The following is a 13547-nucleotide window of genomic DNA, read 5'->3' as shown; positions in this document are numbered from 1 at the left end:
CAGCAGAACCGGCGCATGCCATGAACAGCGAACAGAACGATGCGATGCAGGCGACCCAGCCAGCCACCGAAGGCATGCCGGCAGGGCAGGCCTTGTTCGTGCAGGGCGACCGGGCGCCGCTGGCAGCCCGCCTGTTCTCGCCGGGTCCGGGCAATGCCCAGGGGCTGGTGGTGTTCTTCCCGGGAGGCGGCTTCATTGCCAGCGAGCTTGAGGAGGCTGACCTGCTGCTGCATTTGCTGGCGCAGCGCAGCGGCTGGGCAGTGCTCGGGGCGAGCTACACGACTGCCAGTGTATGCCCGTTTCCCGCCGCCGTGGAGGACGCCCATGCAGTGTTGCGCTGGGCCACGCGCAACCGCCGCCGTCTCGGCTGGACCGGCCGCCTGCTGGTGAGCGCGGGGATCGAGGCGGGGGGCAACCTCGCCGCGGTGGCGGCGCTGATGGCGCGGGACCGCGGCGCCCCGGGGCTGGCGGGACAGATGCTGTTGATGCCGATGCTCGATCCGGGCCTGACCAGCTGTTCGATGCGCAGCGTGGTCGACGACCGCGCGGCCGAGCGTGCGGCCGACGCCTGCGCCTCAGGCTACCGCGGCTATCTGCCGCATGCGATGGACCGCACGCATCCGTATGCGAATCCGCTGCAGTCGAGCCGGATGAAGGACCTGCCGCCGGCGCTGATCCTGTCGGCGGACGACGACCCGCTGCGGGACGAGGCGGAGACCTACGGCGCCAGGCTCGGCGCGGCAGGCGTCGCGGTTGTCGCGAAACGCCTGCCGGCGGTCGGGCTGGACCAGCCGCATGCGCGCTGCTGCTGCGCGCGCAAGGAAAGCGCGCTGGCGGCAATGACGGATTTCCTGGCGGCGCTTGCGGCGCCCCGGCGAAAGGACAGGGCTTGACTCTCCCGTCGTGGGAGGCTTCAGGATCACGCAATTGCAGGAAACGACATTTTTTGGAAAGCGAAGAACATGAAAAAGATCTCCATGATTGCCCCCGCGGCGCTGGCCGCCACCGCCGCCCTCGTTCTGTCCGCATGCGGACAGCCGTCGGCGCAGGAAATGCAGGCGCCAGCCGGCGGTCCTCCCATCACCGCCGCCGAGGTCATCGAAAAGCCCGTGGTGGAGACCCAGGAATTCTCCGGCCGCCTCGAGGCCGTGGAACGCGTCGAGATCCGTCCCCGCGTCTCGGGCTTCATCGCCTCGGTCAACTTCAAGCCGGGCGCCGAAGTCAGGAAGGGCGACGTGCTGTTCGTGATCGATCCGCGTCCGTACGAGGCGGAAGCCAGGCGCACCGAGGCCGCCGCGCTCGCGGCCCAGGCGCGGGCCGCACTGGCCAGGACCGAGCTGGCGCGCGCAGAAAAGCTGGTCGCGGAAAAGGCGATCGCGCAGCGCGAGGCCGACGAGAAGGCGTCCAGCGTGAAGGAGCTGGAAGCGAATGCACGTGCGGCGCAGGCGGCCTATGAAGCGGCGCGCCTCGATCTTGGCTTCACTCGCGTGCACGCGCCGATCAGCGGCCGCGTGAGCAAGGCGGAAGTCACCGCCGGCAACCTGGTCGACGGCAACGTCGTGCTGACATCGGTCGTCACCAGCAACCCGATCTATGCCAGCTTCGACGGCGACGAGGACAGCTTCCTGCGCGTCGGCGCCCAGGCGCGCAGCGGCAAGCCGGTGACGGTGCGCATCGGCCTGGCCAACGAGACCGGCTTCCCGCATGAAGGCGTGCTGGAGTTCGTCGACAACCGGGTCGACCCGGCCACCGGCAGCGTGCGCATGCGCGCCACCTTCCGCAACGCCGACAACGCACTTGCGCCCGGCCTGTTCGCCCGCGTGCAGCTGGCGGCCGGCAGCGCCAAGGACGCGCCGCAGAAGGCGGCGCTGATTGCCGAGCGCGCGGTCGGCACGGACCAGGACCGCAAGTTCGTCTACGTCGTGAATGCCGAAGGCAAGGCCGAGTACCGGGCGGTCCGCCTGGGGCCGGTGGTCGACGGACTGCGCGTGGTGCGCGAGGGCTTGAAGCCGGGCGAGAAGATCGTCATCAACGGGCTGCAGCGCGTCAGGCCGGGGGCGCCGGTGACCGCCCAGGTCGTCCCGATGGAAAGCGATCCGAGCCAGCCGGCCAAGGCCGAGGCAGGCGGTGCCGCTTCCAAGTCCTGAGCGGGACGCAAGGCTCAACGATCTATCCAGCAGTACGACATGAAGGCCCGGTTCCTCCACGAGAGGGGCAGGGCCGGCTGTTGCCCAAGCAATGCAACAAGAGAGAACCATCATGAATTTCTCCCGATTTTTTATCGACAGGCCGATCTTCGCGGCCGTGCTGTCGATCCTGATCTTCGTCGCCGGCGTGCTGGCGCTGTTCAAGCTGCCGGTGTCCGAATACCCGGACGTGGTGCCGCCCTCGGTGGTGGTGCGCGCGATGTACCCTGGCGCCAATCCCAAGGTGATCGCCGAAACCGTCGCAGCGCCGCTGGAGGAGCAGATCAACGGCGTCGAGAACATGCTGTACATGTCCTCGCAGGCGACCTCGGACGGGGCGCTGGCGCTGACCGTCACCTTCAAGATCGGCACCAACGTCGAACAGGCCGAGACCCAGGTGCAGAACCGGGTGCAGCGCGCGCTGCCGCGACTGCCGGAAGAGGTGCGGCAGATTGGCGTCACGGCGGTCAAGAGCTCGCCCAACCTGACCATGGTGGTGCACCTGTCGTCGCCCAACGGCCGCTATGACGACGTCTACCTGCGCAACTACGCGGTGCTCAACATCAAGGACCAGCTGTCGCGCATCCCCGGCATGGGCGAGGTGCAGCTGTTCGGCGCGGGCGACTACGCGATGCGCATCTGGCTCGACCCGCAGAAGGTGGCCGCGCGCGGCATGACCGCCTCCGACGTGGTGGCGGCCGTGCGCGAGCAGAACGTGCAGGTGGCGGCCGGCGTGATCGGCGGCTCGCCGTCGAAGAATGCGGAATTCCAGTTGACGGTGAACGCGCAGGGCCGGCTGAAGACGGAGGAAGAATTCGGCGACATCATCGTGCGCACCGGCAACGACGGTTCGGTCACGCGCCTGCGGGATGTAGCCCGGGTCGAACTCGGATCCACCGACTATGCGCTGCGCTCGCTGCTGAACAACCAGTCGGCCGCCGCCATCGGCGTCTTCGAGGCGCCGCAGTCGAATGCCCTGCAATTGTCGGCCGACGTGCGCGCCAAGATGGAAGAGTTGAGCCAGGACTTCCCCGAGGGCGTCGAATACAACGTGGTGTACGACCCGACCCAGTTTGTGCGCGAGTCGATCAAGGCGGTGGTGAAGACGCTGCTGGAGGCCATCGCGCTGGTGGTGCTGGTGGTGATCGTGTTCCTGCAGACCTGGCGCGCGTCCATCATTCCGCTGGTGGCGGTGCCGGTATCCATCGTGGGTACCTTCGCGGTGCTGCTCGGTTTCGGCTTTTCGATCAACACGCTGTCGCTGTTCGGACTGGTGCTGGCCATCGGCATCGTGGTCGACGACGCGATCGTCGTCGTGGAAAACGTCGAGCGCAACATCCACAACGGCCTGTCGCCCCGCGACGCCACGGTGCAGGCGATGAAGGAGGTGAGCGGACCGATCATCGCCATCGCGCTGGTGCTGTGCGCGGTGTTCGTGCCGATCGCCTTCGTGTCCGGACTGTCCGGGCAGTTCTACCGGCAGTTCGCGCTGACCATTGCGATCTCGACCGTGATCTCCGCGTTCAACTCGCTGACGCTGTCGCCGGCCCTGGCCGCGGCCCTGCTGAAGCCGGCGGATGCGCCCAAGGATGCGTTGACCCGCGGCATGGACAAGGTGTTCGGCCGGTTCTTCGGCTGGTTCAACCGGACGTTCGGCCGTGCGTCGCATCGCTATGAACGCGGCGTGAAGATGGTATTGAACCGCAAGGCGGCTTCGCTGGCGGTCTACGCACTGCTGTCGGTGGCCGCGCTGGTCGTGTTCAAGGCGGTGCCGAGCGGCTTCGTGCCGGGCCAGGACAAGCAGTACCTGGTGGGCTTCGCACAACTGCCGGACGCCGCATCGCTGGACCGCACGGAGAGAGTGATCCGCCGCATGTCCGACATCGCGAAGTCGGTGCCCGGCGTGAAGGACTCGATTGCCTTCCCCGGCCTGTCGATCAACGGCTTCACCAATGCCCCCAACGCCGGCATCGTGTTCTTCGGTCTCGACGCGTTCGACAAGCGTGGCTCGGCGGAACTGTCGGGGCCGGCCATCGCGCAGCAGATCAACGCCAAGCTGGGCGGGATCGAGGACGCCTTCATCATGGTGTTCCCGCCGCCACCGGTGAACGGCCTGGGCACCATCGGCGGCTTCAAGCTGATGGTGGAGGACCGCGCCAACCTCGGCTACGACGAGCTGTACAAGGCGGTGCAGGCGCTGCAGATGAAGGCATGGCAGACGCCGGAACTGGCAGGGGTTTTCTCGAGCTACCAGATCAACGTGCCGCAGCTGTTCGCGGATGTGGACCGCACCAAGGCCAAGCAGCTCGGCGTGCCGCTGTCGACCATCTACCAGACGCTGCAGATCAATCTCGGCTCGCTGTATGTGAACGACTTCAACCAGTTCGGCCGCACCTACCAGGTCAAGGTGCAGGCGGATGCGCCGTACCGCTCGCATGCGGACGATATCGCGCAGCTGAAGGTACGCAACAGCAAGGGAGAGATGATCCCGCTGTCGTCGCTGATGCGGGTGAAGGACAGTTACGGCCCGGACCGGGTGCAGCGCTATAACGCCTATGTCTCCGCCGACATCAACGGCGCCGCGGCACCGGGCGTGTCGTCCGGCCAGGCGCAGGCGGCGATGGAACGCATTGCGAAGGAAGTGCTGCCGAAGGGGATCACCTACGAGTGGACCGACCTCACCTACCAGGAGATCCTGGCCGGCAATACGATGGTGATCGTGTTCCCGCTGTGCGTGCTGCTAGTGTTCCTGGTGCTGGCGGCGCAGTACGAGAGCTGGACGCTGCCGCTGGCGGTGATCCTGATCGTGCCGATGTCGATCCTGTGCGCGCTGATCGGCGTCAAGCTGACCGGCGGGGACAACAACATCTTCACCCAGATTGCGCTGTTCGTGCTGGTCGGCCTGGCGTCGAAGAACGCGATCCTGATCGTCGAGTTCGCCCGCGAGCTGGAAGACCATGGCCGCAGCGTGGTGGACGCGGCGCTGGAAGCCTGCCGGCTGCGTCTTCGTCCGATCCTGATGACCTCGATCGCTTTCATCATGGGCGTGGTGCCGCTGGTGTTCTCGTCCGGCGCAGGCGCCGAGATGCGGCAGGCAATGGGCATCGCGGTGTTTGCCGGGATGCTGGGCGTGACGCTGTTCGGGCTGTTCCTGACGCCGGTGTTCTATGTGCTGCTGCGCGGCTTTGCGCAGCGTTTTGAGAAGCGGAAGGCGGCTCCGGCCGCTTCCGATGCGGACACCGAAACGCCGCGCATTGCGTAATCGACAGGCAGGGAAGACAACATGAAAAAAACGAGTGTGATGAAACTGGCCACGCCGCTGCTTGCGGCCCTGGTCCTGGCCGGCTGCGCGGCCCCCGAGCTGCGCGCGCCCGATATCGACCTGCCGGCCGCATGGAAGGAAGAGCAGGGCCGCTGGAAGGCGGCGCAGCCTGCGGAGGCGCAGGAGCGCGGCCAGTGGTGGAAGGCATTCAACGACAGTACGCTGGACCGGCTGGTCGACGAGGCGACAGCGGGCAACCCGGGCCTCGCCGCGGCGGTGGCGCGCATGAAGCAGGCGCGGGCGATTGCCGGCATCGTCGAGGCCGACCGCGTTCCGCAGGTCGGCGTGGAGGCCGGCGTGCAGCGCGGCCGCTCCTCGCCGCTGGCGCTCGGCCTGCCGGAAGGCACGCGGGTGTCGCCGGCCACGGCGAACCAGGTGCGCCTGACGGCGAGCTACGAGGTGGACCTGTTCGGTCGCGTGGCCAACAACGTCAGCGCGGCACAGGCGGATGCCGCAGCCAGCGAAGCCACGACACGGTCGGTGTTGCTGGCGCTGCAGGCGGATGTTGCGCAGGTCTACTTCCGGCTGCGCGCCGCCGATGCCGAGCTCGCGTTCCTGAACGAGACGGTGCGCCTGCGCGAGGAAAACGTGCGGATCAACCAGCGACGCTACGACCTCGGCGACCTCGGCGAACTGGACCTGGCGCGCTCGAAGACCGAGTTGTCGACCACGCGCTCGGAAGCGATCGCGCTGGAACGGCAGCGCGCGCAGCTGGAACATGCGCTGGCGGTGCTGCTGGGCCGCCCCGCCTCATCCTTCAGCGCGGGCAGCAATCCCTTGCTCACCGCCAGCCTGCTGCCGTCGATCCCGGCCGGATTGCCTTCGGCGCTGCTGGAGCGGCGTCCCGACATCAGCGCCGCGCAGCGCACGATGATCGCGGCGAACGCCCGCATTGGCGTCGCCCGTTCGGCGATGTTCCCGGCGCTGCGCCTGACCGCCGCCGGAGGCGGCGAATCGACCGAGCTGGCCGATGTGTTCCAGTGGAGCAGCCGTAGCTGGGTGATCGGCGCGCTGCTGTCGCTGCCGGTGATCGACGGCGGCCGCAACCGCGCCAACATCGTACGTTCGGAAGCGGCGCTGGAAGAGGCGACGGCAATCTACCGGCAGAGCGTGCTGGCCGCGTTCGCCGAAGTCGAGGACAACCTCGCAGGCTTGCGCACGCTTGCCGGCCAGGCGCAGGCGATCGACGACGCGCTCGCATCCGCCCGCCGTTCGGCCGAGCTGGCGGACAAGCTGTACCAGGCAGGACGGTCCGGCTACATCGACGTGCTCGACGCCCAGCGCAACCTGGCCGCCGTCGAACGCACGGCCGTGCAGCTGCGCGGAGCACGGGCGGTGACGACCGTGGCGCTGGTGCGCTCGCTGGGCGGCGGCTGGTAAGCCGGATTTTGGATATCGATAGTGCGGCTCGACTGAAGCCGTACACAGGAGACAGGTGCGCGAACGTGAGTCAGGCAGGCAGAGCAAGCAGCATTGTTTCGGAATCAGAAATGGTGCATTGCGACAATTGCTGTTTTTCTCACATCGCGCGATCGCTAGACTGTGCTGCATCACATGGGCACAGATGCACTTACCTGAACAGGAGTTGAAAATGAACGTCAAGAATCTCATCGCTGTAGTTGCTGTTCTCGCTGCCGGTTCCGCCTTCGCGGACGACACCTACCCGTACGTCGACCAGAGCCGGTTCGTCGGCAGCAAGACCCGCGCCGAAGTGCAGGCCGAGCTGAGCGGCGCCCCCGCCATCGCATCGCGCCAGACCGAATACGTCGAATTCGCCAGCGCGGGCAACGCGTCCGCAGGCAAGACCCGCGCCGAAGTCCAGGCCGAACTGGAGCGCGACTACGCCGCGGGCCGCTATGCGGCCACGGCAGCGCCGGAGTACGTCGAGTTCACCCGGGTTGCGTCGACACGCAGCCGTGACGACGTCCGCCGCGAGGCCCTGCAGGCTGCGCGTGGCGCCACTGCCAAGGACACGAGCTCCGGCAGCTGACGGCATGACCGGCCGGGCCACGCGCCCGGCCGCCGTATCAGGAAGGCCGCTGCAATGGCGACTTTCCGCAATGCGTCTCCTCCACTCCGTCCAAGAGTTGGATTTTTACCCGCGGATACCCTCCGCGGGTTTTTTTTGCCGCCGCACGCGCCTGGCGCAATCCCGCTATCCTGTGGCACGAATCCTCCACGTGCCGAATCCCGCCATGAACACACTTTGCGATGCCCAGCGCAGCACGCTGATCCTGATCGACCTGCAGGCGAGGCTGATGCCGGCGATCCACGACGGCGCCACGGTCGCCGCCAATGCCCTCAGGCTGGCCAGCATGGCCGGCATGCTCGGGGTGCCGGTGGTGGCCACCGTGCAGAATCCGGAAGGGCTCGGATCATGCGTACCCGACCTCGCCCCGTTCTGCGGCGACGCCATCGCCAAGACCGACTTCGATGCCACGGCGGCGGCGGGCTTTCTCGACGCGCTGCCGCCCGGCCGGGACGAGCTCATCGTTGCCGGTTGCGAGGCGCACGTGTGCGTGCTGCAGACGGTGCTCGGCCTGCGCCGGCGCGGGTATCATGTGCGGCTGGCCGCGGATGCCGCCGGCTCGCGCCACCCGGGCAACAAGGCCATGGCGCTGCAGCGGATGCAGTCCGCGGGCGCCGAACCGCTCACGACCGAGATGGTCCTGTTCGAGTGGCTGCGCAACAGCGGCCATCCGCGTTTTCGCGACATGCTGCAACTGATCCGGTGACCATGAAAATACAGATCGCTTCCGACCTCCACCTCGACCTGCTCCAGCAGCGCTTTCCCGGCTATCGCGTGATCGCGCCGGCGGATGCCGACGTGCTCGTGATCGCCGGCGACATTCATGCCGGCGACGGCGCGCTCGCCACCTTTGCCGACTGGCCGGTGCCGGTGGTGTACGTGATGGGCAACCATGAGGGCTATCACCATGAGTACGGCGAGCTGATCGCGCAGCTGCGCGCGCGCTCGGCCGGCACCCAGGTGCATTTTCTCGAACACGACGAGTGCCAGATCGGCGGCGTCCGCTTTCTCGGCTGCTGCCTGTGGACCGACTACCTGGTTGCCGGCGGCGACCGGGAGCCGCTGATGGCCCAGGCCAACGCCATGCTTTACGACCATCGCTTCATCCGGCACGGCGACCGGCTGTTTCTCGCCGCGGACGCCTTGCAGCAGCACCTGCGCTCGCGCGCCTGGCTGGAGGAGCGGCTGGCGGCGCCTTTCGACGGCCCGACGGTGGTGGTCACCCATCATGCGCCGCACGCGGGGTCGATCCATCCACGCTTCGCCGGCTCGCCCGTCAACGCCGCATTTGCGAGCGACCTGACGGCGCTGATGGGCAAGCCTGCCGCATGGATACATGGCCATGTGCACGACAGCTTCGACTACATCGTGAACGGCACGCGGGTGATTGCCAATCCGCGCGGCTATGCGCGCAACCGCAACGCGGCGGAAAATCCGGCGCAGATCGAGTGGGAGAATCCGCTGTTCCAGGCGGGGCTGGTGATCGCGGTCTGAGGCCGGGGAGGAACAGAGGGCCGGCCCGAAAGGGAGGGGCAACGCGCCGGCCCGGGTAATTCGCTGCGGTGGCCACTGCGCGGCGGCGCGCACGACCGGCGACCGGCCGGCCCTGCGCGTCGCCTGCCAGGGAGATCAGGCCTGCGGATGCGGCACCGGCTGCCGCTGCCCGACCGCCGCAATCCATGCCAGCACGGCCGAGATCAGCGCGCATCCCGCCACCTGCGCGATGCCGGCGGCAGACCAGCCGAAGTCCTCCTTCAGCACACCGAGCAGATACCCGGCGAATGCGGCCGGGATATACAGGCTGGCGACGAACAGGCCGGAGGCATACGACGCGTTCCGACGCTTGACCGATTTGATGATGCCGGCCGACAGGTTCGAGTACACCATGCCGCTGATCGCCGCACCGAACACGAACGAGAACACGATATGGAGCGCCAGCGACTTGCCCAGCCCGGCAAACAGGATGCCGCCGCTCGCCGCGGAGATGATCAGCGAAACGATCAGCAGCTTGCGGTAGTCGTACTTGTCGCCGAGCCAGCCGCCGAACAGCGACAGCAGCGCGCCGAAGCCGTAGAAACTCACCGCGAGGCCGGCCTCCTTCGGCGTGAAGCCGAGGGCATCGCGCAGGAAGGTCGGATAGAGGCCGAGGTAGCCGTAGATGGCGAGACCGGCGAAGGCCGTCGCCAGCGCCAGCGTCATCGGCGTCCGGGCCCAGATGGTGTCGGCCAGGCCGTCTTCCCGCACCATGCCGGCGTCCTGTTCGCTCACCTGCGTCTCGGTGAACCAGGGTTTCACGAACAGCATGATCAGCACCAGCACCACCGCGCCCATCAGGCCGAACACCATGAACGGCATCTGCCACTGCGTCGCGCCGAGGATGGCGGCGCCGAGATTGGGCCCGATGATCGCGCCGATGCCGAAGGTGAAGTTCAGCGAGCTCGCCGCCAGCGCGCGATGGCGCAGGAAGTAGGTGGTGCCGATGGCCAGCAGGGCGGTGAGCTGCATCGCTTCGCCGAGGCCGGAAACGAAGCGGTACAGGAGCAGGTCCGGCATGCCCTTCGCATAGGCGGTCAGGTAGGTGGCTGCCGAAAAAATGATCAGTCCGATGATGGTCACCGCGCGGCGCGACATCTTGCCGAGCAGGTAGCCGGTCGGGATGCCGGCCACGCCCATCCCCAGCGTGAAGACGGTCGCCGCCAGGCCGACCTGCGGCAGGCTCAGGCCGAGCGCCGACCGCACATCGGGGGCGAGCACCGAAAACAGCTGTCGGTCCATCGCGTTGATCACATACGACACCAGCAGGATGATGAACATCCCGAGTGCGGCTTTATCCTTGTTCATCTCAAGTCTCCATCCACGTGTTGTGCATGCCGGGGTTCCGGCATGCCTGTCCTTCCACTCCTGGCTTCCGGTCCGGGATTGCTGCGGCCGGACCTGGGGAACGCACGACCCGCCTAGTCGGGCGCGTCCACCAGCACGGCATTGCCGCGTTCGACGAACGCCGTGCGCAGCGCGTCGCCGGCCAGCCCGCCGGCAATCAGCAGGCGCAGCAGGAGGCAGGCCTTGCCGCCGGTCAGGTAGCCCGCGGGGATCGCGCCACGCGCGATCAGGTCCATTTCGGAACCCTTGAAGCCATAGGTGCGCTGGAACACCGGCCCGGATGCCACCCGCGTCGACAGGACGACCGGCATGACGCGCGCCAGCTGCTCCACCTTCTCCGAAAAATGCGCCGGCAGATGCCCCGCGCCCATGGCGTCGATGACGGCGCCGCGATACCCGAGCGACGGCAGCGCGGCCAGCAGGCGGCCGTCGTCGCCAAGCGGAATCTTCAGCAGGGCGACCGGGACATCATCCACCCCGACCGGCCGCGGCAGCGCCGCCCTGCGTGGCAGCCGTGCGTAGCGGTGCAGGCGGCCCTCGATCACCCGGCCGACCGGTCCGAATCCGGGCGAGACGAATGCCGACGGCGATGCCGTGTGCCCCTTCTGCACGCGGTTCCCGGCGTGGACCTCGTCATTGAGGACGGCAACCGCGCCCAGTCCGCCGGCGGCGGCGGAGCTGGCCACGGTCACCGCGGCCAGCAGGTTGGCGGGACCGTCGGCGCCGGGGGCGGCTGCGCCGCGCATCGCGCCGGTCACCACCACCGGCCGGTCGGACGCCACCAGCGTATCGAGCACGAAGGCGGTCTCCTCGATGGTGTCGGTGCCCTGCACCACCACCGCGCCGGCGAATCCTTCCGTCATCCGGGCATCGATCAGTTCGGCGATGCGCACGAGGTCGCCCGGCGTCAGGGACGCCCCCGGCATCATCGAGAACGACACGACCTCGAGCGCGGCCCGGCCCGCCAGCTCCGGCACGGCGCGCACCAGGTCCTCGCCGGTCAGCGTCGGCGCGATGCCGCCGGACGACCCGCTGGTCATGGTGATGGTGCCACCGGTGGAGATCAGCAAAACACGCGGCAATGTCATCGCCATCTCCCTAGTTCGCCTGGCGCGTCGCGCCCTGCGCCTTGTAGATGTCGAGGATTTCCTCGCCGGTGCACATCGCCACGCCCGGATGGGACAGGATGTGGTCGTACAGCGCCTCCAGGTATTTGATCCGGTGCGGTACGCCGGTGAGGTAGGGGTGGATGGAGATCGCCATCACCCGTGGAATCGTTGCGCCTTCCTTGTACAGCTGGTCGAACTGGTCGCGTCCGCGGCGGAAGATCTCGTCGGACGGCTGCTGCTGGATCGCCGACATGACGACGTCGTTGATCTCGACGGTGTACGGAACCGACACCATCTCGCCGCTGCGGGTCCGGATCGGCACCGGCTGGTCGTCCAGCACCCAGTCGGCCACATACTCGATGCCCGCTTCCGCCAGCAGGTCGATGGTCTCGGCGGTTTCGGTCAGGCCCGGGCTTTCCCATCCGCGCGGCGGCTTCCCGGTGAATGCGCGGATCGCCTCCACCGTCTGCCGGATCGCATCGGCCTGGTCTTCGACGCGATGCATCGGTTTTTGCACCAGGCCGTGGCCCATGAATTCCCAGCCGGCGTCCAGCGCGGCCCGGCAGGCTGCGGGGTACTCGGTGCACGCGGTGCCGTTCAGCGCCAGCGTGGCGCGCAGGTTCCGCGACCGCAGCACCTCCAGGAAGCGCCAGAAGCCGACTCGCATCCCGTACTCATGCCAGCACCAGTTGGGCACGTCGGGCAGCAGCGGCTGCCCCATCGGCGGTGGCAGGACGGTGCGCGGCATCGGGTTCTGCGGCAGCCAGTTCTCGATGTTGACGATGGTCCAGACCGCGACGCGTGCTCCGTCCGGCAGGACGAAAGGGCGGCGTTGCGTGATCGGCTCGTAGGGCACGCGTTCGCGTGAAGAGGGGCCGGCAGCCGGGTTGCCGGAAAGTTGGTCGCTCATGGGACTGCTCCTTGGCTAGGGCACTGGTTGGACGAAAGTCCGCGTCCGGTCTGCCTGCTGAAATTCCACTAATTGGAAATTCCTTGCTGGCTGGCATACCCGGCGAGGCGTGGAATATGGCAAAGTCGATAGCTGATGCTATTTTCCGCAGCAAGACAGTGTCAATCGCTTTGTCTTTTATTCCATTATTTGGAAATTGCTCATGACGACTTCTTCATCCGTGCCCGGCGCACAGACCGTCACCCGCGCGGTGCGCGCCCTGAAACTGATCGCACAGCATGCGCCGGGCGGCATGCGGTTGACCGACCTGGCGGCCGGACTGGAGCTGGAACCGCCTACCGCCCATCGGCTGCTGCAGGCACTGATGCGCGAAGGCATGCTGGTGCGCGACGGGTCTTCGCGGCGCTACACGCTCGGCCCGCTCGTGTTCGAGCTCGGCCTGGCCTCGGCGCACCAGTTCAACCTGCGCGACATTTGCCAGCCGGTGCTCGACATGCTGGCCGAACGGACCGGCGATACCAGCTTCCTGTTCGTCCGCAGCGGCAACGATGCGGTGTGCCTGAGCCGCATCCAGGGCACCTATCCGATCCAGACGCCGGCGGTACCGGTCGGCAGCCGCCAGCCGCTTGGGGTCAGCGCCGGCGGCCTGGCGCTGCTGAGTTGCCTGTCGGAGGCGGAAGTGACGAGGACGCTGGAATCGATTGCGCCGCGCCTGAGCATCTACGGCGAGCTCGACACCGAGGAATTGCGCAAGCACTGCATCCGGGCGCAGCAGCAGGGATACGCCTTCATCGCCAACAAGGCGGTGCCGGGCGTGAGCGCGGTCGGCCTGCCAATCCGCAGCGCGACCGGTGCGGCCATCGCCGCCATCACCGTGGCGGCGACCCAGACGCGAATGACCGACAAGCGCGTCAGGGAGATTCTGCCGCTGCTGCATGACGCCGCGGCGGAGATTGCGGGCCTGCTGCGGCAGTGAGCCAGGAAGCCTGCGAGCCGGCGCTTCAGGCCAGGCGTCGGCGAGCCGGCGCCGTGGATGCCGGCGAGCCGCTCGCACTGCCGCTTGACGTTGGCGGTCTGGCAATGACCGCGACAGCACATTTCTTTTCGGAAC

11 protein-coding genes are annotated in these 13547 nt (G+C 67.6%); 8 read left to right on the top strand and 3 right to left on the bottom strand.

Annotated features, from left to right (window positions below):
• Positions 1–20: 20 nt before the first annotated feature.
• The 7 genes from VIM12_RS02135 to VIM12_RS02105 all read left to right on the top strand — a co-directional run bounded on the left by VIM12_RS02135 (position 21) and on the right by VIM12_RS02105 (position 9031).
• Positions 21–893, top strand: coding sequence for an alpha/beta hydrolase (locus tag VIM12_RS02135; protein ID WP_331939958.1), 873 nt, complete (start codon positions 21–23; stop codon positions 891–893).
• Between the two features lie 69 nt (positions 894–962).
• On the top strand, positions 963–2147 hold the full coding sequence (locus tag VIM12_RS02130) for an efflux RND transporter periplasmic adaptor subunit (protein WP_331939957.1): 1185 nt from the start codon (positions 963–965) through the stop codon (positions 2145–2147).
• Between the two features lie 112 nt (positions 2148–2259).
• Positions 2260–5448, top strand: a complete 3189-nt coding sequence (locus VIM12_RS02125) for an efflux RND transporter permease subunit (protein WP_331939956.1) — start codon at positions 2260–2262, stop codon at positions 5446–5448.
• Between the two features lie 21 nt (positions 5449–5469).
• Positions 5470–6888, top strand: coding sequence for an efflux transporter outer membrane subunit (locus VIM12_RS02120; protein WP_331939955.1), 1419 nt, complete (start codon positions 5470–5472; stop codon positions 6886–6888).
• A 211-nt stretch (positions 6889–7099) separates the two neighbouring features.
• Positions 7100–7498: a DUF4148 domain-containing protein gene (locus VIM12_RS02115; RefSeq protein ID WP_331939954.1), complete on the top strand. Its 399-nt coding sequence runs from the start codon at positions 7100–7102 to the stop codon at positions 7496–7498.
• A gap of 205 nt (positions 7499–7703) precedes the next feature.
• Positions 7704–8243: an isochorismatase family protein gene (locus VIM12_RS02110; protein WP_331939953.1), complete on the top strand. Its 540-nt coding sequence runs from the start codon at positions 7704–7706 to the stop codon at positions 8241–8243.
• Between the two features lie 2 nt (positions 8244–8245).
• The gene (locus VIM12_RS02105) at positions 8246–9031 is read left to right on the top strand and encodes a metallophosphoesterase (RefSeq protein ID WP_331939952.1); all 786 of its coding nucleotides are present in this window, start codon (positions 8246–8248) and stop codon (positions 9029–9031) included.
• Between the two features lie 135 nt (positions 9032–9166).
• On the opposite strand, the gene VIM12_RS02100 is transcribed toward VIM12_RS02105, so the two are convergent.
• From VIM12_RS02100 to VIM12_RS02090, 3 genes are all read right to left on the bottom strand, one after another.
• A complete protein-coding gene (locus VIM12_RS02100; protein ID WP_331939951.1) occupies positions 9167–10378 on the bottom strand; it encodes an MFS transporter in 1212 nt (403 codons plus the stop codon).
• A gap of 113 nt (positions 10379–10491) precedes the next feature.
• Positions 10492–11505, bottom strand: a complete 1014-nt coding sequence (locus VIM12_RS02095; protein ID WP_331939950.1) for an asparaginase — start codon at positions 11503–11505, stop codon at positions 10492–10494.
• A gap of 10 nt (positions 11506–11515) precedes the next feature.
• Positions 11516–12436, bottom strand: a complete 921-nt coding sequence (locus VIM12_RS02090; RefSeq protein ID WP_331939949.1) for a polysaccharide deacetylase family protein — start codon at positions 12434–12436, stop codon at positions 11516–11518.
• A gap of 202 nt (positions 12437–12638) precedes the next feature.
• On the opposite strand from VIM12_RS02090, the gene VIM12_RS02085 reads away from it, so the two are divergent.
• Positions 12639–13412 (top strand): IclR family transcriptional regulator, encoded by a 774-nt coding sequence (locus VIM12_RS02085; protein WP_331939948.1) that lies wholly within the window; start codon positions 12639–12641, stop codon positions 13410–13412.
• The last annotated feature ends 135 nt before the right edge of the window (positions 13413–13547 follow it).

It is taken from the genome of Noviherbaspirillum sp. (genome assembly GCF_036563305.1).
Lineage (GTDB): Bacteria > Pseudomonadota > Gammaproteobacteria > Burkholderiales > Burkholderiaceae_D > Noviherbaspirillum.
The sequence above is the reverse complement of the archived record's forward strand: the minus strand, read 5'-3'. Positions and strand labels throughout refer to the sequence as shown.

Excerpts from the sequence above, each read along its gene's own strand:
- VIM12_RS02135 (WP_331939958.1), top strand. The coding sequence starts at position 21 with ATGAACAGCGAACAGAACGATGCGATGCAGGCGACCCAGCCAGCCACC.
- VIM12_RS02130 (WP_331939957.1), top strand. The coding sequence starts at position 963 with ATGAAAAAGATCTCCATGATTGCCCCCGCGGCGCTGGCCGCCACCGCC.
- VIM12_RS02125 (WP_331939956.1), top strand. The coding sequence starts at position 2,260 with ATGAATTTCTCCCGATTTTTTATCGACAGGCCGATCTTCGCGGCCGTG.
- VIM12_RS02120 (WP_331939955.1), top strand. The coding sequence starts at position 5,470 with ATGAAAAAAACGAGTGTGATGAAACTGGCCACGCCGCTGCTTGCGGCC.
- VIM12_RS02115 (WP_331939954.1), top strand. The coding sequence starts at position 7,100 with ATGAACGTCAAGAATCTCATCGCTGTAGTTGCTGTTCTCGCTGCCGGT.
- VIM12_RS02110 (WP_331939953.1), top strand. The coding sequence starts at position 7,704 with ATGAACACACTTTGCGATGCCCAGCGCAGCACGCTGATCCTGATCGAC.
- VIM12_RS02105 (WP_331939952.1), top strand. The coding sequence starts at position 8,246 with ATGAAAATACAGATCGCTTCCGACCTCCACCTCGACCTGCTCCAGCAG.
- VIM12_RS02100 (WP_331939951.1), bottom strand. The coding sequence starts at position 10,378 with ATGAACAAGGATAAAGCCGCACTCGGGATGTTCATCATCCTGCTGGTG.
- VIM12_RS02095 (WP_331939950.1), bottom strand. The coding sequence starts at position 11,505 with ATGACATTGCCGCGTGTTTTGCTGATCTCCACCGGTGGCACCATCACC.
- VIM12_RS02090 (WP_331939949.1), bottom strand. The coding sequence starts at position 12,436 with ATGAGCGACCAACTTTCCGGCAACCCGGCTGCCGGCCCCTCTTCACGC.
- VIM12_RS02085 (WP_331939948.1), top strand. The coding sequence starts at position 12,639 with ATGACGACTTCTTCATCCGTGCCCGGCGCACAGACCGTCACCCGCGCG.